Genomic DNA, 21,969 nt, shown 5'->3' with positions numbered 1-21,969 from the left:
ATCACCAAGGGAGTTGTGTGCCATCGTATTTGACGAAGCTGCCGGACTGCGCCAAGTAAAAGTCCGCCAGCACGGTACGCATACCGGCGACACTTGCTTCCGCTTCGATCAGGGCATTCGGACCGCCCATGTCGGTTTTGACCCAACCGGGGTGCAGAGTAATCACACCTATATTTTGCTTACCCAATTCAATCGCCAAGCTTTTCATGGCGGCGTTTAGCGCGGCTTTGCTGGAGCGGTACATAATACTGCCGCCGCTGGTGTTGTCGCTGATGCTGCCCATCAGGCTGCTGACGTTGGCGATCAGTGCTTGCTGGCTTTTTTGTAATTGAGGTAGGAACGCTTCTGCCATTTTAACCGGCGCTTGGCAGTTAATTTCCAAGACACTAGCCCAAGCCGCGTAATCCATTTGTCCAAAGCCGTTGCTGTTGTTGTCGCCGTAGACACCGGCGTTGTTGATGAGCAAATCGAGCGTTTGGCCTGATAATTGTTCTGCCAGCGCGTCGATTTGCGCGAGGTCGCTGACATCGAGCGCGTGCAGTTGGAGGTTGGGCGATAAGCCCGCCAGCCGTTGCAGGTCATGGGCTTTCTGCGGTTGGCGGCAAGCCGCCAGCACTTGCCAGCCTGCTTGTGCATATTGGCGGCAAAATTCCAAACCTAAACCACGGTTGGCGCCGGTGATTAAAACAGTAGCCATAAAGGACTCCATAAAAAAAGCCTTCGGCATCCAAGGACGCAGAAGGCTTTAAGGGGAACGATGAGCGGGTTTATTCTGCGAAGTTAGCCGCAGCAAAATCCCAGTTAACCAATGCCCAGAATGCTTCTAAGTAAGCAGGGCGGGCGTTGCGGTAGTCGATGTAATAAGCGTGTTCCCAAACGTCGCAAGTCAATAGTGGTTTTTGGCCTGTTGTTAATGGGCAAGCGGCGTTGCTGGTGCTTACCAATGCCAAAGAGCCGTCAGCATTTTTTACCAACCAAGCCCAGCCAGAACCGAAAGTAGTCACTGCACATTTGGTGAAGTCTTCTTTGAATTTTTCAAATGAACCGAATTGTGCGTCGATTGCGGCAGCCAATTCGCCAGTCGGTGCGCCGCCTGCGCTAGGTGCCAAGCTGTTCCAGTAGAACGTGTGGTTCCAAACTTGAGCCGCGTTATTGAAAATGCCACCCGAAGATTTCATGATGATTTCTTCCAAAGACATGCCTTCAAATTCAGTGCCAGGTACCAGATTGTTGAGGTTGGTGACATAAGTTTGGTGATGCTTGCCATAATGGTATTCCAACGTTTCTTCAGAGATATGGGGAATCAATCTATTTTTAGCATAAGGTAATGCAGGAAGTTCGAAAGCCATTGTGATAATCCTAAATAAAAAAAAGGGTTAGAGGGTTGTGCTATTAATCGTCCAAGCGGTAAAACCCAGCGATTTAATAAACTATCACTTTAACATTGCTGGATGATTAAATAAAGCAGGGTATTGGCAATGTTGGGTGATTAGGGTATGTGCCGAAAAAGGGTTAAAAAACCGTAAACAGGCCTCTTTTTCGGCACTCATGATTATGCTTCCTGTTTTGCCAATTTGGCGTCGCTGTCGGCAATTTCGCAGCCTTCCAACGTGCAAACAGGTGTGTTGCTGCAATCAATGCCGCGTTCGGCGAGTGCTTTTTGCATCAGGCCAATTTGCTGGTCTTGGGCGTTAATGTGGTCAAGCATGCGGTTGATGGCGTTGGCGATGGGGTCGGGCATGTCGCTGGAGGTGCCGTAAGCATCAAAACCCATTTTATTGGCGAGCGCGTGGCGTTCGGCTTGCTCGGCTTTTTTCTTACCGTCGACAATGTGGGCAGGGATGCCGACCACGGTTGCACCGGCTGGCACTGCTTTTAACACCACAGAATTGGAACCCACCCGCGCGCCTGCGCCAATCTCAATTGGCCCCAACACTTTTGCACCCGCGCCGATAACTACGCCGTCGTGCAGGGTAGGGTGGCGCTTGCCTTTGTTCCAGCTGGTGCCGCCTAAAGTCACGCCGTGGTACAAGGTGCAATCGTCACCAATCACAGCGGTTTCGCCGATGACCACGCCCATGCCGTGGTCGATGAAAAAACGTCGCCCGATGAGTGCGCCGGGATGGATTTCAATGCCGGTCAACCAGCGGTTAAGGAACGACATGAAGCGTGCCAGCCATTTAAAACCACTTTTCCAGCAAGCGTGGCTTAAGCGGTGGATGAGGATGGCATGTACGCCCGGATAGGTGGTGATGACTTCAAACACCGATTGCGCAGCAGGGTCGCGGTCAAATACACAGGCGATGTCTTCTTTTAAATGGTCTAGCATGGATTCGCTCTTGATTAGTGTTTTGCTTGGTTGTCTTGGGACATCCTTAAAATGCCCCGCAGGATGTCCAATTCTTTGGTATCCAATTGAATGCGGTTATAGATCCGGCGCAAACGGCGCATGATGGATTTGGATTTTTCAGGGTTGATAATGAAGCCGATGTCGTATAGCGCCTGATGCAAATGCTCGTAAAACGACTCCATTTGCGCGGCGGAGGCCAATGGGCTTTCGCCTTTGTCGCCTACCCGTAGTGGCTGTTCGATGCCGCTGGCTACAAACAGTTCATAACAAATCACCTGTACGGCAGCGGCGACGTTCAGCGAGCTGTAATTAGGGTTGCAGGGAATGCGCAGCAGGAAATGGCATAAGTCCATCTCGAGGTTGTTCAAGCCTGAGTTTTCGCGCCCGAAGACAATGGCGACTTTTTGGTCGGGTTCGTGGATGACGACTTTTTCGGCACATTCTCTGGGCGTGAGATCAGGCCAGCTGATGGTGCGGCCGCGCGCGCTGGTGCCAATGACCAATTGGCAATCGGCAATCGCTTCTTGTAGGCTGTCGCAGACTTGCGCGCGCGCCAGAATGTCATCCGAACCGGCAGCGCGGGCTGTGGCTTCGGCACAAGGGAAATTTTTGGGTGATACCAAACACAAATTCGTGACCGCCATATTTTTCATGGCGCGGGCGACGGCACCAATATTACCGGGGTGGGAGGTCTCCACCAATATGATTTTGATATGCGACAGCACGGCGGTCTCCCTAGAAAAAAGCCGAAAGTTTACCAAAAGATTTGCTATCCTATGCTGTTTTCTACGCTCATTTAAGAATTGATTTATGCAACCCATGTTAAACATAGCCATCCGTGCAGCCAGAAGCGCGGGTGATTTGATCTTGCGGGCTTCCGACGATGTCGGGCAACTGCGCGTTGACCAAAAAGGCAAAAACGATTACGCCAGCGAAGTAGACCGCATGGCGGAGCGCGAAATTATCAACATTATTAAAACAGCCTATCCTGACCATGCCATTCTTGCCGAAGAAAGCGGTCAGCATGAAGGCAATGACTATGTTTGGGTGATTGACCCGCTCGATGGCACCACCAATTTTTTGCATGGTTTTCCGCAATGGGCCGTTTCCATCGCCTTGAAGCACAAAGGCCGTTTGGAAGTGGCGGTCATTTATGATCCGATGCGCGATGAGCTGTTTACCGCCAAGCGTGGTGGTGGCGCCATGCTCAACAACCGCCGGTTACGTGTCACCAACCAACTGACTTTAAGGGGCGCGTTGATCGGCACGGGATTCCCATTTAAAACCGATAAGCATCTGAATGCCTACACAGGCATGTTCCGCGCCTTAACGACAGAGTGCGCGGGTATCCGCCGCGCCGGTGCGGCGGCGTTAGACTTGGCTTATGTGGCAGCAGGCCGTTTGGATGGTTTTTGGGAAATCGGCATTATGGAATGGGATATGGCTGCCGGTATTTTGCTGATTAAGGAAGCGGGTGGCGTCATTACCGACTTCTCTTTTAACGACAAATACATGGAATCTGGCAACGTGATTGCAGGCAGCCCAAAAATGCACCAGTTGATGTATCAATTGATTGCGCCGCATGTGACGGATGACCTGAAATAACCGGCATTCCGCGCTATGGCAAGCAAACCGCCTTTGTTGTCAGTCCAGCACCTTAGCGTTGCCTTTAATGGGCAACATAAGGTTGTTGACGACATCAGTTTTGCCATCCACACCCGCGAAACCTTTGCATTGGTGGGCGAATCGGGCTCCGGCAAATCCATCACAGCATTGTCGGTGTTAGGGCTATTACCTGCTAATGCCAGTTTGGCTGCTGAAGCCATCTTGTTGCAAAGCCAAGATTTGTTGAAAGAATCCGAGCAACAGTTGTGCAAAATCCGTGGCAGGCGTATCGGTTTGGTGTTTCAGGATCCGATGTCGTCACTCAACCCCGTAATGACCATTGGCGAACAAATCGCCGAAGCGATTAGCCAGCATTTTTCTTTGCCTTCGCAAGCCATCAGGCATAGGGTGTTGGAGTTATTGGCGCAAGTGGAAATCCCTCAGCCCGAGCAGCGCTTCAACGCTTATCCTCACCAGCTTTCCGGCGGGCAACGCCAGCGGGTCATGATTGCCATCGCCTTGGCGGGTGAACCTGATTTGCTGATTGCCGACGAACCGACCACTTCTTTGGATGTCACCATCCAAGCGCAAATTTTGGCGTTGTTAAAAGACATCCAGCAACAAACGGGTATGGCTTTATGGTTGATTAGTCATGATTTGGCTTTGGTATCCACCATGGCGGATCGGGTTGCTGTCATGCAGCGCGGTAAAATTGTTGAAACTGGCGAGGCTAATGATGTTTTTAACGCACCCCAGCATCCTTACACGCGGAAATTGCTCAGTGCCTTGCCCAATCTTGCGAATGCCGGAAAAAACCGCGGGACAGCAACGGAGCTAGCTGATACGCCACTGTTGATGGTTGAGGATTACAAAGTTTATTACCCAATACGCAAAGGAATTTTTAAGCGTGTAGTCGATTATGTCCGTGCCGTCGATGGTGTTAGTTTCAGTATCGCCCGTGGCAAAACTTTGGCCTTAGTGGGTGAGTCTGGTTGCGGTAAAACGACATTAGGCAAAAGTTTGCTTAATCTTTTGCCAGGCACGGGGCGTATCGTCATGGACAGTGTTGAATTAAACGGCTTAAGCGGCGAGGCGTTGCGGAAGCATCGCGCGCAATTGCAGATTGTTTTCCAAGACCCGTTTGCGTCGATGAATCCTCGGATGTTGGTCGGTGACGTTATTGCCGAGGGTTTATGTGCCTTGCGCCCCGATTTATCCGTTGCTGCGCGACAGGAAAAAGTTAGGTTATTGTTGCAACAGGTTGATTTGTCGGAAGATGCTGCTTTACGTTATCCGCATGAGTTTTCCGGTGGGCAACGCCAGCGCATTTGCATTGCCCGCGCTTTGGCGGTTGAACCCAAATTGATTGTCTGTGATGAGCCAACCAGCGCATTGGATGTTTCCGTGCAAGCGCAAATCATCCAATTGCTGAAAAGCCTGCAACAGCAGCAAGGTATCAGCTATTTATTTATCACTCATGATTTGGCGGTGGTGGCGGAAATTGCCGATGAAGTCGCGGTGATGTATCAAGGCAAAATAATAGAAAGCGGTGCAGCAGAACAGGTCCTAAAAAGGCCACAACATGCTTACACGCAAAAGTTATTGTCAGCCGTTCCTTTGCTGCAAACCCCTTAATATTTTGTCTGTTTAGGTGTGGCTTAATTATATTGTTGCCCAATAAAAAATAATATTGTGGTTAGTCGTTAATAAATGTTTACAAATAAGCCCTTTAGCTTGGTTTTTTGTAACGTTTGACCCTAGCATTTTCCTGCAAAAGCTATCCCGTTCAACTCGCTTCGCAAAAAAAATACCTGTCTCATTTATTGCGTAAAAATCGGTATTTAGGGTGCAAAACTCTCCAAAATCAGTCAAGAACTTCGAGATTATTGAGTGAAAGCTTGACCCGCCTCCTTTATCGTGATAAAAATCACGCCGTTGTTTCAGTTAAAAAAAACAACCGACCCGTTTTTTTGGGTTGATCCCTTAGAGGAAAAGGGAATAAAAATATTTTTATATTAATAACAGAGAGGATTTAAAAATGTCTGAAGCACAAGAAAAAGATAACATGTGGGTAATCGTTGGCGCTTGTATCGTCGGTATGGTTGTTGTTGTAATGTTCCTGAAAGGCGAAAAATCTGCTCACTTAGAAAGTGGCGCGGTAGCTGCATTGCAAACAGAAACATTTGCTAACTTAGAAAAAAGAAAAACTAGCAACAACGCTACAGAAGAACAAAAATCAGGTAAATAATACCAAGTCCCTCCGATATTTTAGTGTCGGAGGGGTCTTTAAAAGATCAAAGACAATTCTCTCAAGTTTCACATCTCTCTAAATAGCCTTTCTGGCTTAGTAATTCTCTTAATCAAGTTGATATTTGTAAAGCCTTAATCTTTCAAATAAGAACCGTCTGTTTGCTAAAAAATAAAAAACTGCAACCAAAGCACAAAGCAAGCAAATGATAAAGTCCTTCCGATAGTTTGGTGTCGGATGGGCTAAAAAATTCAATTTATATCTTCATCAATAGCTTTTTAGGCTTTCTAATATTCTCTTTTTTCATTGTTTCGGATATTTACACTCTCCGAATATGCATTGTTTTGCCTAATTTTGGGTTAGGCATCATTTGAGTTTGTCTTGATTGCTCTCTATTTTTCTATAAAGGAAAATAATTATGTCAAGATTTTTATGTATTTTTTGCTTTTGATCGGTATGTTTTTTTTAATGGCTTTTTGAAAATGTGAGATACATCACAAATAAAAGAAGTCCAATATGTTGTAATGAAAACAAATGTTGATGCTGCTAGTGGGTTATTGGCTCAAATACACAAATTTCAAAACAATCTAAAGGACTTATTTATGCTAAGCAATTCAAAAAAGAGCATATTGCTGCTATTTGTACTTACGGGGTTGCCGGCGCTATCTCAAGCTAGCTCGCTTTCCTTAAGTTATATACGTTACACCACCAATAATGCTACCAACGTTGCTGGGCAATTGAAAACGACAGTGATGGATAATGCAGGTTTGACACAATATAAAGCCTCAAATCCATCTTATACCAGTTTGAATAGTTTGACATTGGCAAGTGATGAGGTTTTGTTTACTTTTCAGAATGATATTGGTACGGCATCCGCTTGGAGTGGGGTATGGTTTCAAGATTTATCCAAGACTTCAACAGGGGCAACGAACAGCTTGCTGTTAAGCCAAAAAACGATATTGAACAACATTTGGCACAACAAACTTTAGCGTTACTACAGGTGCTTTACCTGCTTCGAATAATGCAAGCTTTACGTCATTGTTTGGTGTAGAGGCTCCCACTGCCAAAGCCCAAGTTGCTACAATGAATGCAAAAGTCGATGTTTTGGGGATTGTCATTAAGTTAAAGACGGGCAAGACGTTTGATGATCTGCAATATGCGATGAACAAAGGCACGGTTGCTGTGGGTGCGCATGTCCAGTCTATTGCTGCTGGTACGACAGGTAACGGGGCAAGCGACACTTTTAAGGATGATAAAGATGCTGTTCCTGCCCCATCATACCCTACTCCGGTACCTGCTGCAGTTTGGTTGTTTGGATCGGCATTTTTGGGCGTAGTAGGGCTTGCTTCGCGAAAAAAGCCTACCCAGCTAGAAGCTTGATTGCATAATTTTAGATAACAAAAAGCCCGACGTTGTTAATGCAACGTCGGGCTTTTTTGTGTTCGATGAAAACGTTTGGTCTTATTTGACGATTCGCAAGCTGGGTCGGCTAGGTGGCGGTGCTGCTGCTTCTGGCGCAGCTTGGTCGCCATCATCATCATTTTCCTGATCGAAAATCATGCCTTTGCCGTTCTCTTTGGCGTAGATAGCCATTACGGCATTAATTGGCGTGACAATGTGCATGCCAACACCGCTAAAGCGGGCGTTAAATTCAATAAGGTCATTACCTAAAGACAAGCCCTGTACAGCTTGCGGTCTGATATTAAGGACGATTTTGCCATCTTCGGCAAACTGCATCGGCAAGATAGCGCTCTTGTTTTCTGCATCGACCAGCAAATGCGGGGTTAGCTGGTTGTCAATAATCCAGTCGTAAATGGAGCGAATCAGATAAGGTTTTAGGGAAGTCATGATGTCGTGCTTATTTGGGGGTTTCAGTCATATCTCTTTCAGCATCGCTCAGGCTGCGTTTGAAAGCGGCGCGTCTAAAAATACGTTGGGTATAGTCGTTGATGGCTTCATTTTGAGTGGTGACATCTATGCCCAAGCTGGGTAAGCGCCAAAGTAGCGGGGCAATTGCACAATCAATCAATGAAAATTCATCGCTCATAAAGAACGGTCGGTCGGCAAAAATGGGTGTCGCTGCCAGCAGGCTTTCGCGCAATAATTTTTTGGCGCGGGCGGATTTTTTTTCACCGGAATTGATGATTTCATCCAGCAACTGATACCAGTCCTGGTCGATCCGTTTAATCAGCATACGGGCATTAGCTCGTGAAACGGGGTCCATTTGATGTAAAGGCGGATGCGGGAAGCGCTCATCCAGGTATTCCATAATGATGCGCGAATCGTACAGGACTAAATCGCGTTCAATTAGAGTGGGTGAAATGCCGGTTGGGTTGAGTTCGAGCAAGTCTTCGGGCGGGTTGTTCGGGTCGTAGTACTCTATATCGGCGGTAATGCCTTTTTCGTGAAGGACAAAGCGCGCGCAGTGGCTCATCGGGCAGGTCGGGGACGAAAACAGTGTCATTACAGATTTACGAGTAATTATGTTTGCCACAAATATCAACCTCTTTAGGCGAAGTGGGGGTAGTAAAGGTCGGCATTATAGCATACAAGCCTGGTTTTTTTGCTGAAAAGCATTGTATGATATTGAATTTGTTGTTGTTTTTGAAACTTCCCTGTTTCGTGTTAATGGGCTGTTAGTGAATATCGCGCCAGTATTCTTTTTTCAATAAGTAGGCAATCACGGTAAACACTAATAAAAACAGCAGGACAAATTTGCCTAAGCCTTTTCTTTCCAGTTGCACGGGTTCGCCGACATAGGCCAAGAAATTGACGATGTCGTTCACCATGCGGTCAAATTCATGTTCTGACATTGCACCGGCTTTGGTCAGCTCCAAGTGGGTGTATTCACCCCAAATGGTTTTGCGGATTTCAGCATGTTGCTCGCCTTGTTGTTGCCATAAGGGGTTGGGCATGGCGGTGTCAGGGAACACTAAGTTATTGACGCCGAAGGGACGGCTTGGGTCGATGTAGTAGCTTTTTAAATAGCTATACAGCCAATCGGTTCCGCGAGAGCGAGAAATCAGCGATAAGTCAGGTGGTTGCGTACCAAACCATTTTTCAGCGTCGTGTTTGTTCATGGCGCTTTTCAATTGGTCGTAAATGCTGGCACCTTCGGGTGCAATATCGCTGAGTACGGTTTTTTCATCGACATGTTCATCAATGGCAATCCGCAAATAACGCATGTATTTGGCGGAATGGCAGCCTAAACAGTAAGTGACAAAGTGTTTGGCTCCGCGCAATAGCGAGGCTTTGTCAGTCGGGTCGATGTTGGCTTTTTGTAGCTCGACCTCTTCGGCAGCATTGGCGCCAAAGGACAGGCAAAGCATGAGCAAGAGTGTAGTTGTAAGTGTTTTCATATCAGTCGAGGCTCTCTTTTATTTTTTTTGCCAAACGAGTGACCACATGGAGGATGCCCTCAGGGTTAGGACGCCGTGAATAAAATGTACTGCGGAAAGCGGCATCGCCAATTTCTGACGTGCTGGGTTTCAGTTCTGTCATTTCTTCAATCAATGCGGGGAGTTGTTCTTCAATATCTTCCAGCAAGGTATGCGGATGGGTAACGCGTTTTGGAACCGGTTTGGTTTTTTCCCAACGGGTGTACAAAGGCATCAGCAAGAAGAAGCCAAAATAAACGGCGGTGAAAATTCTTGCAAACAGCGTGGCTGTTGGTGTGGCAGGTTGGGTGCCTAGGTAGCCTAAGCATAAAAAGCTAATAACGAACAACAACAAGGCTTTTTTGTACATGCCGCCACGGTAGCGGATGGATTTGACAGGGTTACGGTCCAGCCAAGGCAACAGGAACAACACCACGATGGCGCCGCCCATGCCAATAACACCGGCAAATTTATCAGGAATGGCACGTAAAATGGCGTAGAAAGGCGTGAAATACCAAACTGGAGCGATATGTTCCGGCGTTTTCATTGGGTCTGCCGGAATAAAGTTTGCATGTTCGAGGAAATATCCGCCCATTTCTGGCATGTAAAAGATGACGGTGGCGAAGAAGATCAGGAATACGCCGACACCAAAAATATCTTTTACTGTGTAATAAGGGTGGAAAGGGATGCCGTCCAGCGGAATGCCGTTGACGTCTTTCAGTTTTTTGATTTCGATGCCATCTGGGTTGTTTGAACCTACTTCGTGCAAGGCCACAATGTGCAGGAACACTAGCATGACCAGTACCAATGGCACAGAAATGACGTGGAAAGCAAAGAAACGGTTTAAGGTGGCATCAGAGACGACATAGTCGCCGCGTACCCAAAGTGACAAGTCATCGCCAATCACCGGAATGGCGCTGAACAGCGAGATAATCACCTGTGCGCCCCAGTAAGACATTTGTCCCCAAGGCAGCAGATAGCCCATGAAGGCTTCCGCCATCAGGCAGACGAAGATCAGCATGCCGAAAATCCAGATCAGTTCGCGCGGCTGTTTGAATGAGCCATAAATGATGCCACGGAACATATGCAGATAAACCACAATGAAGAATGCTGATGCGCCGGTGGAGTGCATGTAGCGGATCAGCCAGCCCCAGTTAACATCGCGCATGATGTATTCAACCGAGTCGAACGCCAATTTGGCGTCGGGCTTGTAGTTCATGGTCAGCAAAATACCAGTAATGAACTGGTTGGCCATTACCAATAAAGCCAGTGAGCCGAAGAAATACCAAATGTTAAAGTTTTTAGGCGCGTAATAATGCGCCATGTGATCGTTCCACAATTGAGCCAATGGGAAACGGTCTAAAATCCAGTTGCCGCTACGGGCAAAACGGTTGAGTTTCATGCGCTTTTCTCTCCAGCAGATTCACCGATGATGATTTGGGTGTCGGTTATGTAGCGATACGGCGGAATTTCTAAATTCGTAGGAGCCGGTACGCCGCGATAAACACGCCCTGCCAAATCAAACCACGAGCCGTGGCATGGACAGAAAAAGCCGCCTTTCCAGCGCTCGCCTAAATCGTGCGGGGCAATTTCGGGGCGGAAAGTAGGGGAGCAACCCAAATGGGTACAAAGGCCGACGGCAACAAACACTTCGGGTTTGATGGAGCGGTAAGGGTTTTTGCTGTTATCAGGTTGATTGGATTCGTTAGAAGCGGGATCGCTCAATTCGCTGTCCAAGGATTTTAGCGTGCCTAACACCTCAGGCGTGCGGTTAAGCACCCAGACCGGTTTGCCACGCCATTCCACGCGCAACAACTGGCCTTCTTCCATTTTGCTGATGTCAACGGTAACCGGAGCGCCTGCCGCCATGGCTTTTACACTCGGTTGCATTTGAGCCAGAAACGGAACGGCGATATAACCCGTTCCTACTGCGCCAACCACGGTTAAGGCCGAGGTTAAAAACTGGCGTTTGGATTTGTCTACGCCTTCATTATTCATCGATGAACTCTCCTAGTTAAGCCTGTGCTTGGGTAGCACATTTTTTATTTTCCGCCAATATACCACTTTAGAGTAGTGGATTTGAAGGGGTTAAGCCTTTTTGTTTGAGGACTTACGTTGGCGTGGGTTGGCTGGGTGCCAGGCTGTTTTTTTGTGTTGCGATAAGTTTATGATTGTTTAACAGTTTGTTTGCTAACAATGGCATATGGGGCAAAAAGCCTGGCGTTATGCCGCCAAGCTTTTTGTTAAGGCATTGAGGAAGGCGGTGTTTTCTTCCGGAGTGCCAACCGTTACGCGTAGGCAATCGGTAAGCAAGCCGCCTTGGGGATTGAGGTTTTTGATAAGCACGCCCTGCTGCTTAATACCATTAAATAAAGCATCGGCTTGTCCGTGTGGCGTTTTGAACAAAATAAAATTGGCGGCGCTAGGAAAAGCTGTTATGCCATTCAACGCATTCAACGCATTCAACGCATTTAAGGCAGTTAAGACACGCGTGCGTTCCGCACAAATGGCGGCGGTCTGCTGCTCGAACAATTCCTGGTGGGCTAGGGCAAATTCCACAGTGAGCTGGGTCAGGCAATTGATGTTATAAGGCAGACGGATTTTATTAAGCTGTCCAATAATGCCGCTATCGCCCACCAAATAACCCAAACGCAAACCCGCCAAACCCAACTTGGAAACAGTACGCATCACCAATAAATTGGGGTAATCACTCAGCTTATCCATAAAACTGTCATTAGCGAACGGCGCGTAAGCTTCGTCGATGACCACCAAACCTTGTGCGGCAGCCAAAATGCTGTTGATTGCCGAGGTGTCGAACAAATTGCCGGTGGGGTTATTTGGGTAAGCGATAAAAATGACGGCGGGCTGGTGTTCGCTGATGGCTGCTAACATCGCGGGCAAATCCAGCTCGAAACTATCCGCCAACAAGGGCACGGCTAAGTAATTCAGCCCTAAGCTGACGCTGATTTGTTTGTACATGACAAAACCCGGCGCAGGTGCCAACACACTGGCGCTAGGCGGCAAGGCCATCAGCAGTAATTGGATCAACTCGTCCGAACCGTTGCCCAATAAAATCGAGTAACCGTCACTAACCCCATTTTGCTGTTTGAGAAGGGTGGATAGCTGTTTGGCTTCCGGGTCTGGATAACGGTTAAGCGGGCTGTCGCGCAAGCTTTCTAGCCAAGCCGATTTGATATTTTCAGGCCAGGTATACGGATTTTCCATCGCATCCAATTTAATAAAGCCTTGCGCGTCGGCGACGTGATAAGCCGACAAGGCCAAGACTTCAGGACGGAATAATGAGTTGGCAAGAGATTGAGTTGTCATGGCTTTATTTAATGCGGTATTCAGCAGAACGGGCATGGGCAGTCAGGCTTTCGCCCCGTGCCAATACCGAGGCGATTTTGCCCAAGCTATCCGCACCTGCGGCTGAACAATTAATCAAACTGGTACGTTTTTGGAAATCGTAAACACCTAAAGGCGAAGAGAACCGCGCGGTGCTGGAGGTTGGCAACACATGATTTGGGCCGGCGCAATAATCGCCCAAGGCTTCGGCGGTGTAACGGCCCATGAAAATAGCGCCCGCGTGGCGGATTTTTTCGCACAAAATTTCTGGGTTTTCCACCGACAATTCCAAATGTTCCGGCGCGATCAAGTTGGCGACTTCGGCAGCTTCATCCAAATTTTGCACTTTAATCAATGCGCCGCGTCCGCTGAGCGAAGCGCGGATAATGTCGGCGCGTTCCATTGTTGGCAATAAGGCGTTGATACTGGCTTCGACAGCGGCAAGAAAATCGCTGTCATCGCTGATTAAAATCGCCTGTGCGTTTTCGTCATGTTCGGCTTGCGAGAACAAATCCATCGCAATCCAATCGGGATTGGTTTTGCCGTCACAAATCACCAAAATTTCTGAAGGCCCAGCGATCATATCAATGCCCACCGTGCCGAACACCAGTTTTTTCGCCGTTGCCACATAAATATTGCCGGGGCCGACAATTTTGGCGACCGCCGGAATAGTTGCTGTGCCATAAGCCAAAGCAGCCACCGCTTGTGCGCCACCAATGGTGAACACGCGATCCACGCCAGCGATATACGCTGCCGCCAAAACCAGCGCGTTGGTCTCGCCATTGGGCGTTGGCACGACCATGATTAAATCGGCAACGCCAGCGACTTTGGCTGGGATGGCATTCATCAACACCGAAGATGGATACGCCGCCTTGCCGCCCGGCACATACAAACCGACGCTATCCAGCGGCGTGATCTTTTGCCCTAGCACCGTGCCATCAGCCTCGGTATATTGCCACGGCTGAATTTTTTGATGTTCCGCATAAGCGCGGATACGCTCGGCGGCGGTTTGCAGAGCTTCGGCCTGCGCGGTGGGCAAACTCTCCCACGCCGCTTGCAGCGCAGCTTTCGGCAATTCCAGCTCGCTAGCATGGCTTATGCTGCGCTGGTCGAAACGGTTGGTGTAATTGATAACAGCCGCATCGCCATTGCTGCGGACATCGGCAAGGATAGCTAATACCCGTTGCTGGATGTCGAGGTCGTCGGTTTCATCCCAAGCTAATAGTTCAGCCAGTTGTTGGTTGAAGTTTGGGGATTGGGTGGTGAGGGTTTTGATTAAGAGGGGCATACCAATTTGCTTATGATGTATTAAGTAAAAATTTGCTTCAGCCAGCTTGCCAATTCTTGAAATAAAGCATGGTCAGAATCTAGCAAATCATCTTTGACGACAGCGTAAAGCCCATGACCTGGTTTTGATTGCCAAGCCAGCCATGTCGCCACTTCGGCTTTAGAATAGTGATGCGGGGCGAATTTTTTCGGTTCAATTGCTGTAACAATGTTTGTCGCATGGTTAAACAAGGGTTGTTCAACGACAGTTATACATTGTTTGATAAAGTCTTCTAACATACCTTCGTTGCTGTTATTGGGCATAACCCACAAACCAAATTCAGCTGCTTCATCGCTATGTTTAAAAAGCAATCCATGCGCGTTATCTTCCACTAACGCAAAGTCATAATCCGTGGCTATTTTACAAACTTGTTCAATCGTTTCCTGATAACCCAAACCATTTGAATTTTTATAGTCAGCATCAATAACAATCGCCAATCGTTGGGTTGCGGCTTCTTCATCTAATAATTCAACTAACAAATCATGGAGTAATTTTAAAACCCCTTGCTTGGTATTGCGGAGCGGTTGCTCAAAATCGCGTTGATAATCTTTAGGGGCAGCGGGTTTGATTAGAGGATTTAATTGCAACCATTTACAGACCTGTTCAAAAAAACCTCTATCGGCTTCACCTTCCACTAATAATATATAACTGGCATTAACGGTATTGGCTATTCTCGCCATTAGCGTATCTCAATATCCGCTTGCGTTAAGTTATAAAGCCGTTCCTTATCAAACACCGTAGCGATAACTTGTCCTTGATTACTTTTTTTGGCACTTTTGCCCATACGAAATAACACGCCTTCGGTCGTTTCGTTTTCAATAGCGACTTTGGTAAAAGCTTCAATACAATCCCAACTGTGTGTGGTAGCAAAAATTTGAATGTTTAAGCGTTCTGACATTTCAAATAATAATGCCCAGATTTTTTCTTGCGTGCTGTAATGTAAACCGTTTTCGAATTCATCAATTAATAAAAAGCCATTTTTTGCGGACACTAATTTTAAAGCCAATTGCAAAACTCGGATCATACCGTCACCTAGGCTTTTTAGTGGAACTGGACGAGGTAAATTACTAAGTTTTACTTTAGCAGTTCGTTTGGATTGTTCACCAACAAATGCTAAATTTTCAAATTCAGGCAAAATGATATGCAAGGCTTGCTTAATAATTTCTTCATTTTCAGTAAAAACAATGCTGTCCCATTCTTTTGCCAATTCATCAACGGAAATAAATTGAGTTGGAATAAAACCACAAGGAATAAATACAAAATTTAAGTATAAAAAATGGGTATGAATAGCGTTTGAAAATAAATATCTAGCACTGAGATGAATTGGAAAAGCTATATTATTTTTTGACACCAATAATACTTCTCCCCCATGTGCAAACTCATTACTATTTTTTATATTTTTGAAATATGAAGATGAAGTAACATAACTGCCACTAGGATCAGTTGAGCTGCTTATTAAATTAAAACTGCTTGATTCCGTATTAATTTTTTTTCCATTAGCATCAATAAACTCTTTTTTTTCTATTACTTCAAAGCCATGCCAAATTTTTAGCGTATCGGAATTATTGGTCGAGTCACCAATTAAAATTGTCGTTTCATCATCAGGAAACATTCTTCCAGTAAATAATTCTTCAAAAGGCTTTAATAAGTCCGATTCATTAAATTTTGTATTTTCATGTAAATAATTTTCTTCGTGATTTATAGCAATCTTATTAAGCAAATCAAGATTCGCATTCCCCGCATAAATCCTTAAAGCCTCCAAAACCGTGCTTTTACCCGAATTATTTTTTCCCACAATTAAATTGACCCGACCTAGTTTTTCAACCGTAAAGTCTTCCAATAACCGGAAATTTTTTATTTCGAGTGAATGCAACATGTTATCTCACGAATTACGTTAATTTCGGCTTGCCAGCGTCTGTTCAAATTGCGCCAACAATTCCGCAATGACTTTATGCTTCATTTTCATTGCCGCTTTGTTGACCACCAAGCGCGAGCTGATGTTCATAATCAATTCGCGTGGCTCTAAATCATTGGCTTTTAGGGTGTTGCCGGTATCGACCAAATCGACGATGCAATCTGCCAATCCCACCAGCGGCGCGAGTTCCATGGAGCCGTACAGCTTGATGATTTCGGCTTGTACGCCTTGGGCGGCGAAGTATTGTTCGGCGATTTTGACGTATTTGGTGGCGACGCGGACGCGTCCGCTGATGGCGGGGGCGTTTTTGTGCGCGGCGGTCATCAAGCGGCAACGGGCGATGTTCAGGTCTAAGGGTTCGTACAAATTATCGGCACCGTGTTCGATCAGCACGTCTTTGCCGGCGATGCCCAAATCCGCTGCGCCGTATTCGACAAAAGTGGGCACGTCGGTGGCGCGGATGATGACCAGCTGCACATCGGGGCGTGTGGTTTGTAAAATCAGCTTGCGCGAGGTGTTCGGGTCGTCTGTCGGGGTGATGCCCGCTTCCGCCAAAAACGGTAGGGCTTCTTCGTAAATGCGGCCTTTAGAAACGGCTATTGTCAACATAAGCAAACCTTATTTAGGAACGCGGCGGATGGTCGCGCCCAGTTGTGTCAATTTTTCTTCAATGTGGTCGTAGCCACGGTCGATGTGGTAGATGCGGTCTACCAAGGTGCTGCCTTCGGCGATCAAGGCCGCCAGCACCAGGCTGGCAGACGCGCGCAGGTCGGTCGCCATGACAGGGGCGGCGGTCAGGCGGTTGATGCCGGTGCAGATGGCGGTGTTGGATTCCAAACGGATGTCCGCGCCCATGCGTTGCAGTTCTTGCACGTGCATAAAGCGGTTTTCAAAAATGGTTTCGGTGATGACACCAACGCCTTCGGCAATACAGTTCAGGGCGATGAATTGCGCCTGCATATCGGTGGGGAAGGCGGGGTAGGGCGCGGTTCTGAGCGACACGGCTTTCGGTTTTTTGCCGTGCATGTCCAATTGGATCCAGTCTTCACCCGTGGTGATGTCGGCACCAGCTTCGGTCAATTTGGCCAGGACGGCGTCGAGTGTGTCCGGACGGGTGTTTTTCAGTTTGACTTTGCCGCCGGTAATGGCGCCTGCCACCAGATACGTGCCGGTTTCGATACGGTCGGGCAAGATGTTGTAATGGATGCTGTCTACGCCGAGCTTTTCGACACCCTCAACAGTCAGCACGTCGGTGCCGACACCGGTGATTTTGGCGCCCATTGCGTTCAGGAAGTGCGCCAAATCGGTGACTTCCGGTTCGCGTGCAGCATTTTCAATGACGGTGATGCCTTCAGCCAAAGTGGCTGCCATCAGTAAGTTTTCGGTACCGGTGACGGTGACTTGTTCCAACACTAAACGGCAGCCTTTCAGGCGGTCGGCTTTGGCGTGGATGTAACCGTTTTCGACGTTGATGTCGGCACCCATTTTCATCAGGCCGTTCAGGTGGATGTCCACCGGACGGGTGCCAATGGCGCAGCCGCCGGGCAATGACACATGCGCTTCGCCATAACGGGCCAGCAGCGGGCCTAAGACCAAAATGGAGGCGCGCATGGTTTTGACCAATTCGTAAGGCGCTTCGTAACTGTTGATGGTCGAGCTGTCGACTTCCACGTTCATTTTTTCATCAACCAACAAGCGGACGCCCATGCGGCCCAATAATTCCATGGTGGTGGTGATGTCGTGCAGATGCGGGATGTTGCCGATGGTCACCGGCGCTTCGGATAACAGCGCGGCGGCTAAAATAGGCAGGGCGGCATTTTTGGCACCGGAAATACGCAGTTCGCCATTGAGTTGTTTACCGCCGGTAATAATCAGTTTGTCCATAGTCAGGGTCTTAATTCGTCAAGTTTGTTAGGCGTGTTCGGCGCGGAAGCTGAACAGCGGGCTGTTATCTAAACCACTGAGTTTGGCTAGATTGTGCAATTGTTCAGGAATATTTTTAAAAGTTAATGGCAAACGTTTGCTGCGCGCTTGTTTTTGCCATTCAATCATTAAGGCTAGGCCAGCGCTGTCGGTGCTGGTGATGCCCTGTAGGTCCAAGACCAAGTTTTTGCCGGTGTTGGCGATGTTGAGCGCGTTGATGGCTTGGTCGTCAATGGCGGCAAAGGTCAGCTCACCTTCAACCAGGACAACGCCATTGCCTTGATTGCTAAGGCTTAAGTTGCTCATTTTTTTTCTTCCGCCGATTTGAACAGGAATTGCCCGATGGCTTTTTCCAAAATAATCGCCGATTGGGTGATTTCGATTTTGCTTTGGTCTTTTAGGTAATCGTCAGAACCGCCCGCTTCCAAGCTTACGTATTGTTCGCCCAACAACCCCGCCGTGAAGATGCTGGCGGTGGTGTCGTCGGGGATGCTGTTGTATTGCGCATCAATATGCATTTCGACAACGGATTCGTAAGTTTTGGGATCGAAGGTGATGCTGCTGACTTGACCGATTTTGACGCCGGCAGCAGAAACCGGCGATTTGACTTTTAAGCCGCCGGAGTTTTCAAAGCGTGCGGTGACGGTATAGCTGTCGTGTTGGCTAAATGAACTTAAGTTGCTGACTTGTAAAGCCAGAAAAAACAAACCGCCGATACCGGCGGCGACAAAAAGCCCGACCAAGGTGTCTTGGGTGTTGGTGTGCGACATGTTAATTTTCTCCAAACATGAGGGCGGTCAAAATAAAATCGAGTCCTAAAACGCTGAAGGCGGAATTGACCACCGTGCGGGTGGTGGCGCGGCTGACACCTTCGGCGGTGGGAATGGCGTCGTAGCCTTCAAACAGGGCAATCCAAGTGGTGACAAAGCCAAAGGCGATGCTTTTGATAATGCCATTGATGATGTCGTCCTTAAAGTCGATGCTGGCTTGCATTTGCGACCAATACGCACCTTCATCGACACCCAGCAGGCCAGAGCCGATCAGTTGCCCGCCCAAAATACCCACGGCACTGAACAGCGCGGCAAGCAAAGGCATCGACAACAAGCCCGCCAAAAAACGGGGTGAAATGATACGCTTAATAGGATCAACCGCCATCATTTCCATGCCGGAAAGTTGTTCGGTGGCTTTCATCAGGCCGATTTCGGCGGTTAAGGCAGAGCCGGCACGGCCTGCAAACAGCAAGGCCGAAACCACCGGCCCCAGTTCGCGCACTAACGAAGCGGCGACCATCACACCCAAAGTTTCTTCGGCACCAAAATCCGACAGGATGTAAAAGCCTTGCAAGCCCAACACCATGCCGACAAACAGGCCGGAAATGCTGATAATCAGAAACGACAGCACGCCGACTGAATACAGTTGGTTAAGCAATAAGCGCGGACGCAGCATGACACTGCCAATGCCCGCCAGGGTTTGCAGCAAAAACCGCGAACCCCGTCCTAACTTGGTAAAGCTGGCGCGGGTGTTGCGCCCTAGCAGTTCAAAGAAGTGCATCATCTTAAAAGGACAAGAGGTTAATAACGTTTTCCCGATGACAGCAAGTCATCGACATAATCTTTGGCGGGGTAGTGGAAATGCACGGGGCCATCGGCTGCGCCGGTCATAAACTGTTGTATCCACGCCGAGGGTGATTGTCTGATTTCTTCAGGCGTGCCTTGTCCGATGATTTTGCCGTCGGCGATCACGTAAATGTAATCGGCAATGGCGGACGTTTCATGGACATCGTGCGAAACGATGATGCTGGTCAGCCCCAGTGCGGTGTTCAACGCTTTGATTAAGTGCACCAAAACGCCCATAGAAATGGGGTCTTGTCCGGTGAACGGCTCGTCGTACAAAATCATCATCGGGTCTAAGGCGATTGCCCTGGCTAAAGCCACACGCCGTGCCATGCCGCCGGACAATTCGTTGGGCATAAAATCCTTCGCGCCCCGCAGGCCAACCGCCTGCAATTTCATCAGCACCAGCGAGCGGATCATCGATTCAGGCAAACGGGTATGTTCACGCAAGGGAAATGCCACGTTGTCGTACACGCTCATGTCGGTGAGCAGTGCGCCGCTTTGGAACAGCATGCCCATGCGTTTGCGTAAGTTGTACAGCTGTTTACTTGGCAATTGGTGGACGTTTTGCCCATCGACCCAAACACTGCCTTGTTCGGGCTGCAGCTGTCCGCCGATCAGTTTCAATAAGGTGGTTTTGCCCGTACCGCTAGGCCCCATGATGGCGGTGATTTTGCCGCGCTCAAAGTCGAGGGAAATGTCGTCAAAGATGGGCTTTTCGCCACGCGCGAATGACAAGTTGCGGACTGAAACGAGGCTGTTAGTGGCTAAAACGCTGTTATCCATGCGTGGAATGCAATATTTTTCGAAAATGTAGTATTGTCCATGACTATGGATTCTTAAGTCAATGAGTTAACCTTTAATAATAGTAGGATAATCGCCCAATTCGTTGGGATTGTCCGGCATTGCCGGAAAATGTTCGGCTAATAAATGGCTGATTTGCCCAATACCCGCCAACGAACCGCCTTTAAAATCACCTTTGGCAAACGCCTCCTGCATACATTGTGCAATAGCATCCCACTGTTTTTGATTTACTTTTTTGGCTATGCCACGGTCGGCAATTATATGCACTTCGCGGTCTGCCAGCAGCAGATAAACGAATACGCCGCTGTTTTCCTCGGTATCCCAGACCCCTAGTTGCGCGAACAATTGCTGGGCGCGTTGTTTGCCGCTTTGGCCTCGCCACACTTGCATAGGGGCTAATGTATTTTCAAAAGCAAAGCGCAATTCGCCGCTGTGTAGCTTTTCCGAGGTTTGGATTGCTTGCGCGATGTTATCGAGCGTCGCTTTCGGAAAAGCCAAGCGCCAACGCCACGGCGGCATGAAAGCGTGAGCAAGCCAACGTTTCAGATTTACCATGATCCGGATGCGCCTCCGCCGCCAAATTTGCCGCCACCACCGCCACCCCAGCTGTTGCCATAAGAGCGGTTGGAATAGTGCCTGCGCCGATGGTTGCCAAAGCCACCCCCAGTGGGCGGCCAGTTGCCGTCATGGTTGCGTTTGATGCCAATCATTAAAAAGACAAAAAAAGCCAGCAAAAAGGCTACCAAACCTAAGCCAAAAAATAGCCCGACCACTGCCGTGCCAATCCCCGCCAACAAGCCACCCAGTAAACGCCCAAAAATTAACGACAACACAACCCCCGCCACGAGGCCTAAGCCGAAGATAACCATAAAGGCCGTTTGCCCGAATTGCTTGATGTTAAGTTTGGTGGGGGGTGGCAAATTTTCGCCATCAATCAGTCTAATGAGCTGGTCAACGCCAGCATCAATGCCCCCTGCAAAATCGTCGGCTTTAAAATGCGGTGTGATAATTTCGGTAATTACCCGTTTGGCTATGGCATCGGGAATGGCGTCTTCCAAGCCATAGCCGACTTCAATGCGCAATTGATGGTCATCTTTGGCGACCAGCATAATCACGCCATCGTCAATCCCTTCGCGACCGATTTGCCATTGTTCGGCAAGGCGTATGCTGTATTGTTCAATGGTTTCCGGCTGGGTGCTGGGCAACATGAGCACGACGATTTGGCTGCCTTTGCGGTCTTCAAAATTGCTGAGTTTGCGCTGCAATCCGTTAACTTCGGTGCTGCTTAGCGTGCCGGTCAGGTCGGTGACACGGCTAAGCGATAAGGGAATATCTACCAAAGCCCAAAGAGGGCTAGCTGTCACCAGCAAACAAGCCAATAAACCGATGCGGATACGGAGAATATGGGTCATGAGGGCTTAAGATGTAGGGCAGGGGGCGGGTGCATCAAAACCCCCTTTGC

Annotated in this window: 26 protein-coding genes; 5 read left to right on the top strand and 21 right to left on the bottom strand. The window is 48.4% G+C overall.

Features of this window, described 5'->3' with window-relative positions; all coding sequences use genetic code 11:
- Position 1: 1 nt before the first annotated feature.
- The 4 genes from ACYQ1O_RS00500 to ACYQ1O_RS00485 all read right to left on the bottom strand — a co-directional run bounded on the left by ACYQ1O_RS00500 (position 2) and on the right by ACYQ1O_RS00485 (position 3,075).
- Positions 2 to 697: an SDR family oxidoreductase gene (locus ACYQ1O_RS00500; protein WP_459989514.1), complete on the bottom strand. Its 696-nt coding sequence runs from the start codon at positions 695 to 697 to the stop codon at positions 2 to 4.
- Positions 698 to 767: 70 nt separating this feature from the next.
- Positions 768 to 1,349, bottom strand: coding sequence for a superoxide dismutase [Fe] (gene sodB / locus ACYQ1O_RS00495; protein WP_459989513.1), 582 nt, complete (start codon positions 1,347 to 1,349; stop codon positions 768 to 770).
- 203 nt (positions 1,350 to 1,552) lie between these two features.
- On the bottom strand, positions 1,553 to 2,329 hold the full coding sequence (gene cysE, locus ACYQ1O_RS00490) for a serine O-acetyltransferase (RefSeq protein ID WP_459989512.1): 777 nt from the start codon (positions 2,327 to 2,329) through the stop codon (positions 1,553 to 1,555).
- Positions 2,330 to 2,343: 14 nt separating this feature from the next.
- Entirely contained in the window at positions 2,344 to 3,075 is a 732-nt protein-coding gene (locus ACYQ1O_RS00485; protein ID WP_459989511.1) for an RNA methyltransferase, read from the bottom strand.
- Positions 3,076 to 3,160: 85 nt separating this feature from the next.
- Between ACYQ1O_RS00485 and ACYQ1O_RS00480 the strand changes: the two genes are divergently transcribed.
- From ACYQ1O_RS00480 to ACYQ1O_RS00460, 5 genes are all read left to right on the top strand, one after another.
- Positions 3,161 to 3,955 carry an inositol monophosphatase family protein gene (locus ACYQ1O_RS00480; RefSeq protein ID WP_459989510.1) on the top strand — a complete coding sequence of 265 codons (795 nt, stop codon included), beginning with the start codon at positions 3,161 to 3,163 and terminating at the stop codon, positions 3,953 to 3,955.
- A 15-nt stretch (positions 3,956 to 3,970) separates the two neighbouring features.
- Positions 3,971 to 5,590: an ABC transporter ATP-binding protein gene (locus tag ACYQ1O_RS00475; protein WP_459989509.1), complete on the top strand. Its 1,620-nt coding sequence runs from the start codon at positions 3,971 to 3,973 to the stop codon at positions 5,588 to 5,590.
- Positions 5,591 to 5,993: 403 nt separating this feature from the next.
- Complete coding sequence (locus tag ACYQ1O_RS00470; protein ID WP_459989508.1) at positions 5,994 to 6,203, top strand: hypothetical protein; 210 nt, start codon at positions 5,994 to 5,996, stop codon at positions 6,201 to 6,203.
- Between the two features lie 524 nt (positions 6,204 to 6,727).
- Complete coding sequence (locus ACYQ1O_RS00465) at positions 6,728 to 7,192, top strand: hypothetical protein (RefSeq protein WP_459989507.1); 465 nt, start codon at positions 6,728 to 6,730, stop codon at positions 7,190 to 7,192.
- A 94-nt stretch (positions 7,193 to 7,286) separates the two neighbouring features.
- Positions 7,287 to 7,583, top strand: a complete 297-nt coding sequence (locus tag ACYQ1O_RS00460; protein ID WP_459989506.1) for a hypothetical protein — start codon at positions 7,287 to 7,289, stop codon at positions 7,581 to 7,583.
- A gap of 81 nt (positions 7,584 to 7,664) precedes the next feature.
- Here ACYQ1O_RS00460 and ACYQ1O_RS00455 read toward each other — a convergent pair whose 3' ends face one another.
- From ACYQ1O_RS00455 to ACYQ1O_RS00375, 17 genes are all read right to left on the bottom strand, one after another.
- Positions 7,665 to 8,051, bottom strand: coding sequence for a ClpXP protease specificity-enhancing factor (locus ACYQ1O_RS00455; RefSeq protein ID WP_459989505.1), 387 nt, complete (start codon positions 8,049 to 8,051; stop codon positions 7,665 to 7,667).
- Between the two features lie 10 nt (positions 8,052 to 8,061).
- Positions 8,062 to 8,667 (bottom strand): glutathione S-transferase N-terminal domain-containing protein, encoded by a 606-nt coding sequence (locus ACYQ1O_RS00450; protein ID WP_459989503.1) that lies wholly within the window; start codon positions 8,665 to 8,667, stop codon positions 8,062 to 8,064.
- 172 nt (positions 8,668 to 8,839) lie between these two features.
- A complete protein-coding gene (locus tag ACYQ1O_RS00445) occupies positions 8,840 to 9,562 on the bottom strand; it encodes a cytochrome c1 (protein ID WP_459989502.1) in 723 nt (240 codons plus the stop codon).
- Between the two features lies 1 nt (position 9,563).
- On the bottom strand, positions 9,564 to 10,982 hold the full coding sequence (locus tag ACYQ1O_RS00440) for a cytochrome b (protein ID WP_459989501.1): 1,419 nt from the start codon (positions 10,980 to 10,982) through the stop codon (positions 9,564 to 9,566).
- Complete coding sequence (gene petA, locus ACYQ1O_RS00435; RefSeq protein ID WP_459989499.1) at positions 10,979 to 11,578, bottom strand: ubiquinol-cytochrome c reductase iron-sulfur subunit; 600 nt, start codon at positions 11,576 to 11,578, stop codon at positions 10,979 to 10,981. Before petA ends, ACYQ1O_RS00440 begins: the two co-directional genes overlap by 4 nt.
- A gap of 225 nt (positions 11,579 to 11,803) precedes the next feature.
- Complete coding sequence (gene hisC, locus ACYQ1O_RS00430) at positions 11,804 to 12,907, bottom strand: histidinol-phosphate transaminase (RefSeq protein WP_459989498.1); 1,104 nt, start codon at positions 12,905 to 12,907, stop codon at positions 11,804 to 11,806.
- Positions 12,908 to 12,911: 4 nt separating this feature from the next.
- Positions 12,912 to 14,213, bottom strand: a complete 1,302-nt coding sequence (hisD, locus tag ACYQ1O_RS00425; RefSeq protein ID WP_459989496.1) for a histidinol dehydrogenase — start codon at positions 14,211 to 14,213, stop codon at positions 12,912 to 12,914.
- Positions 14,214 to 14,233: 20 nt separating this feature from the next.
- On the bottom strand, positions 14,234 to 14,932 hold the full coding sequence (locus tag ACYQ1O_RS00420; protein WP_459989494.1) for a DUF3226 domain-containing protein: 699 nt from the start codon (positions 14,930 to 14,932) through the stop codon (positions 14,234 to 14,236).
- Entirely contained in the window at positions 14,932 to 16,128 is a 1,197-nt protein-coding gene (locus tag ACYQ1O_RS00415; RefSeq protein ID WP_459989492.1) for an AAA family ATPase, read from the bottom strand. Before ACYQ1O_RS00415 ends, ACYQ1O_RS00420 begins: the two co-directional genes overlap by 1 nt.
- A gap of 18 nt (positions 16,129 to 16,146) precedes the next feature.
- Positions 16,147 to 16,776, bottom strand: a complete 630-nt coding sequence (hisG, locus tag ACYQ1O_RS00410) for an ATP phosphoribosyltransferase (RefSeq protein ID WP_459989490.1) — start codon at positions 16,774 to 16,776, stop codon at positions 16,147 to 16,149.
- Between the two features lie 9 nt (positions 16,777 to 16,785).
- Entirely contained in the window at positions 16,786 to 18,051 is a 1,266-nt protein-coding gene (gene murA / locus ACYQ1O_RS00405) for a UDP-N-acetylglucosamine 1-carboxyvinyltransferase (RefSeq protein WP_459989488.1), read from the bottom strand.
- 27 nt (positions 18,052 to 18,078) lie between these two features.
- Positions 18,079 to 18,396, bottom strand: a complete 318-nt coding sequence (locus ACYQ1O_RS00400; RefSeq protein ID WP_459989487.1) for an STAS domain-containing protein — start codon at positions 18,394 to 18,396, stop codon at positions 18,079 to 18,081.
- The gene (gene mlaD / locus ACYQ1O_RS00395) at positions 18,393 to 18,860 is read right to left on the bottom strand and encodes an outer membrane lipid asymmetry maintenance protein MlaD (protein ID WP_459989485.1); all 468 of its coding nucleotides are present in this window, start codon (positions 18,858 to 18,860) and stop codon (positions 18,393 to 18,395) included. The genes ACYQ1O_RS00400 and mlaD overlap by 4 nt, the downstream gene beginning before the upstream one ends.
- Before the next feature lies 1 nt (position 18,861).
- Complete coding sequence (mlaE, locus tag ACYQ1O_RS00390) at positions 18,862 to 19,644, bottom strand: lipid asymmetry maintenance ABC transporter permease subunit MlaE (protein ID WP_459989484.1); 783 nt, start codon at positions 19,642 to 19,644, stop codon at positions 18,862 to 18,864.
- 17 nt (positions 19,645 to 19,661) lie between these two features.
- Positions 19,662 to 20,489 (bottom strand): ABC transporter ATP-binding protein, encoded by an 828-nt coding sequence (locus ACYQ1O_RS00385; RefSeq protein WP_459989483.1) that lies wholly within the window; start codon positions 20,487 to 20,489, stop codon positions 19,662 to 19,664.
- Between the two features lie 66 nt (positions 20,490 to 20,555).
- Positions 20,556 to 21,062, bottom strand: a complete 507-nt coding sequence (locus ACYQ1O_RS00380) for a TPM domain-containing protein (protein WP_459989481.1) — start codon at positions 21,060 to 21,062, stop codon at positions 20,556 to 20,558.
- The gene (locus tag ACYQ1O_RS00375) at positions 21,056 to 21,919 is read right to left on the bottom strand and encodes a TPM domain-containing protein (RefSeq protein ID WP_459989480.1); all 864 of its coding nucleotides are present in this window, start codon (positions 21,917 to 21,919) and stop codon (positions 21,056 to 21,058) included. The genes ACYQ1O_RS00380 and ACYQ1O_RS00375 overlap by 7 nt, the downstream gene beginning before the upstream one ends.
- Positions 21,920 to 21,969 lie beyond the last annotated feature (50 nt).

The organism is Methylosoma difficile (genome assembly GCF_054657615.1).
This window is presented reverse-complemented; position numbering and strand designations above follow the sequence as displayed.

Excerpts from the sequence above, each read along its gene's own strand:
- ACYQ1O_RS00445 (WP_459989502.1), bottom strand. The coding sequence starts at position 9,562 with ATGAAAACACTTACAACTACACTCTTGCTCATGCTTTGCCTGTCCTTT.
- ACYQ1O_RS00500 (WP_459989514.1), bottom strand. The coding sequence starts at position 697 with ATGGCTACTGTTTTAATCACCGGCGCCAACCGTGGTTTAGGTTTGGAA.
- ACYQ1O_RS00450 (WP_459989503.1), bottom strand. The coding sequence starts at position 8,667 with ATGACACTGTTTTCGTCCCCGACCTGCCCGATGAGCCACTGCGCGCGC.
- mlaE (WP_459989484.1), bottom strand. The coding sequence starts at position 19,644 with ATGATGCACTTCTTTGAACTGCTAGGGCGCAACACCCGCGCCAGCTTT.
- mlaD (WP_459989485.1), bottom strand. The coding sequence starts at position 18,860 with ATGTCGCACACCAACACCCAAGACACCTTGGTCGGGCTTTTTGTCGCC.
- ACYQ1O_RS00480 (WP_459989510.1), top strand. The coding sequence starts at position 3,161 with ATGCAACCCATGTTAAACATAGCCATCCGTGCAGCCAGAAGCGCGGGT.
- ACYQ1O_RS00455 (WP_459989505.1), bottom strand. The coding sequence starts at position 8,051 with ATGACTTCCCTAAAACCTTATCTGATTCGCTCCATTTACGACTGGATT.
- ACYQ1O_RS00475 (WP_459989509.1), top strand. The coding sequence starts at position 3,971 with ATGGCAAGCAAACCGCCTTTGTTGTCAGTCCAGCACCTTAGCGTTGCC.
- ACYQ1O_RS00460 (WP_459989506.1), top strand. The coding sequence starts at position 7,287 with ATGAATGCAAAAGTCGATGTTTTGGGGATTGTCATTAAGTTAAAGACG.
- ACYQ1O_RS00400 (WP_459989487.1), bottom strand. The coding sequence starts at position 18,396 with ATGAGCAACTTAAGCCTTAGCAATCAAGGCAATGGCGTTGTCCTGGTT.
- ACYQ1O_RS00375 (WP_459989480.1), bottom strand. The coding sequence starts at position 21,919 with ATGACCCATATTCTCCGTATCCGCATCGGTTTATTGGCTTGTTTGCTG.
- sodB (WP_459989513.1), bottom strand. The coding sequence starts at position 1,349 with ATGGCTTTCGAACTTCCTGCATTACCTTATGCTAAAAATAGATTGATT.
- ACYQ1O_RS00420 (WP_459989494.1), bottom strand. The coding sequence starts at position 14,932 with ATGGCGAGAATAGCCAATACCGTTAATGCCAGTTATATATTATTAGTG.
- ACYQ1O_RS00380 (WP_459989481.1), bottom strand. The coding sequence starts at position 21,062 with ATGGTAAATCTGAAACGTTGGCTTGCTCACGCTTTCATGCCGCCGTGG.
- cysE (WP_459989512.1), bottom strand. The coding sequence starts at position 2,329 with ATGCTAGACCATTTAAAAGAAGACATCGCCTGTGTATTTGACCGCGAC.
- ACYQ1O_RS00440 (WP_459989501.1), bottom strand. The coding sequence starts at position 10,982 with ATGAAACTCAACCGTTTTGCCCGTAGCGGCAACTGGATTTTAGACCGT.
- ACYQ1O_RS00385 (WP_459989483.1), bottom strand. The coding sequence starts at position 20,489 with ATGGATAACAGCGTTTTAGCCACTAACAGCCTCGTTTCAGTCCGCAAC.
- petA (WP_459989499.1), bottom strand. The coding sequence starts at position 11,578 with ATGAATAATGAAGGCGTAGACAAATCCAAACGCCAGTTTTTAACCTCG.
- hisG (WP_459989490.1), bottom strand. The coding sequence starts at position 16,776 with ATGTTGACAATAGCCGTTTCTAAAGGCCGCATTTACGAAGAAGCCCTA.
- hisD (WP_459989496.1), bottom strand. The coding sequence starts at position 14,213 with ATGCCCCTCTTAATCAAAACCCTCACCACCCAATCCCCAAACTTCAAC.
- murA (WP_459989488.1), bottom strand. The coding sequence starts at position 18,051 with ATGGACAAACTGATTATTACCGGCGGTAAACAACTCAATGGCGAACTG.
- ACYQ1O_RS00415 (WP_459989492.1), bottom strand. The coding sequence starts at position 16,128 with ATGTTGCATTCACTCGAAATAAAAAATTTCCGGTTATTGGAAGACTTT.
- hisC (WP_459989498.1), bottom strand. The coding sequence starts at position 12,907 with ATGACAACTCAATCTCTTGCCAACTCATTATTCCGTCCTGAAGTCTTG.
- ACYQ1O_RS00470 (WP_459989508.1), top strand. The coding sequence starts at position 5,994 with ATGTCTGAAGCACAAGAAAAAGATAACATGTGGGTAATCGTTGGCGCT.
- ACYQ1O_RS00465 (WP_459989507.1), top strand. The coding sequence starts at position 6,728 with ATGAAAACAAATGTTGATGCTGCTAGTGGGTTATTGGCTCAAATACAC.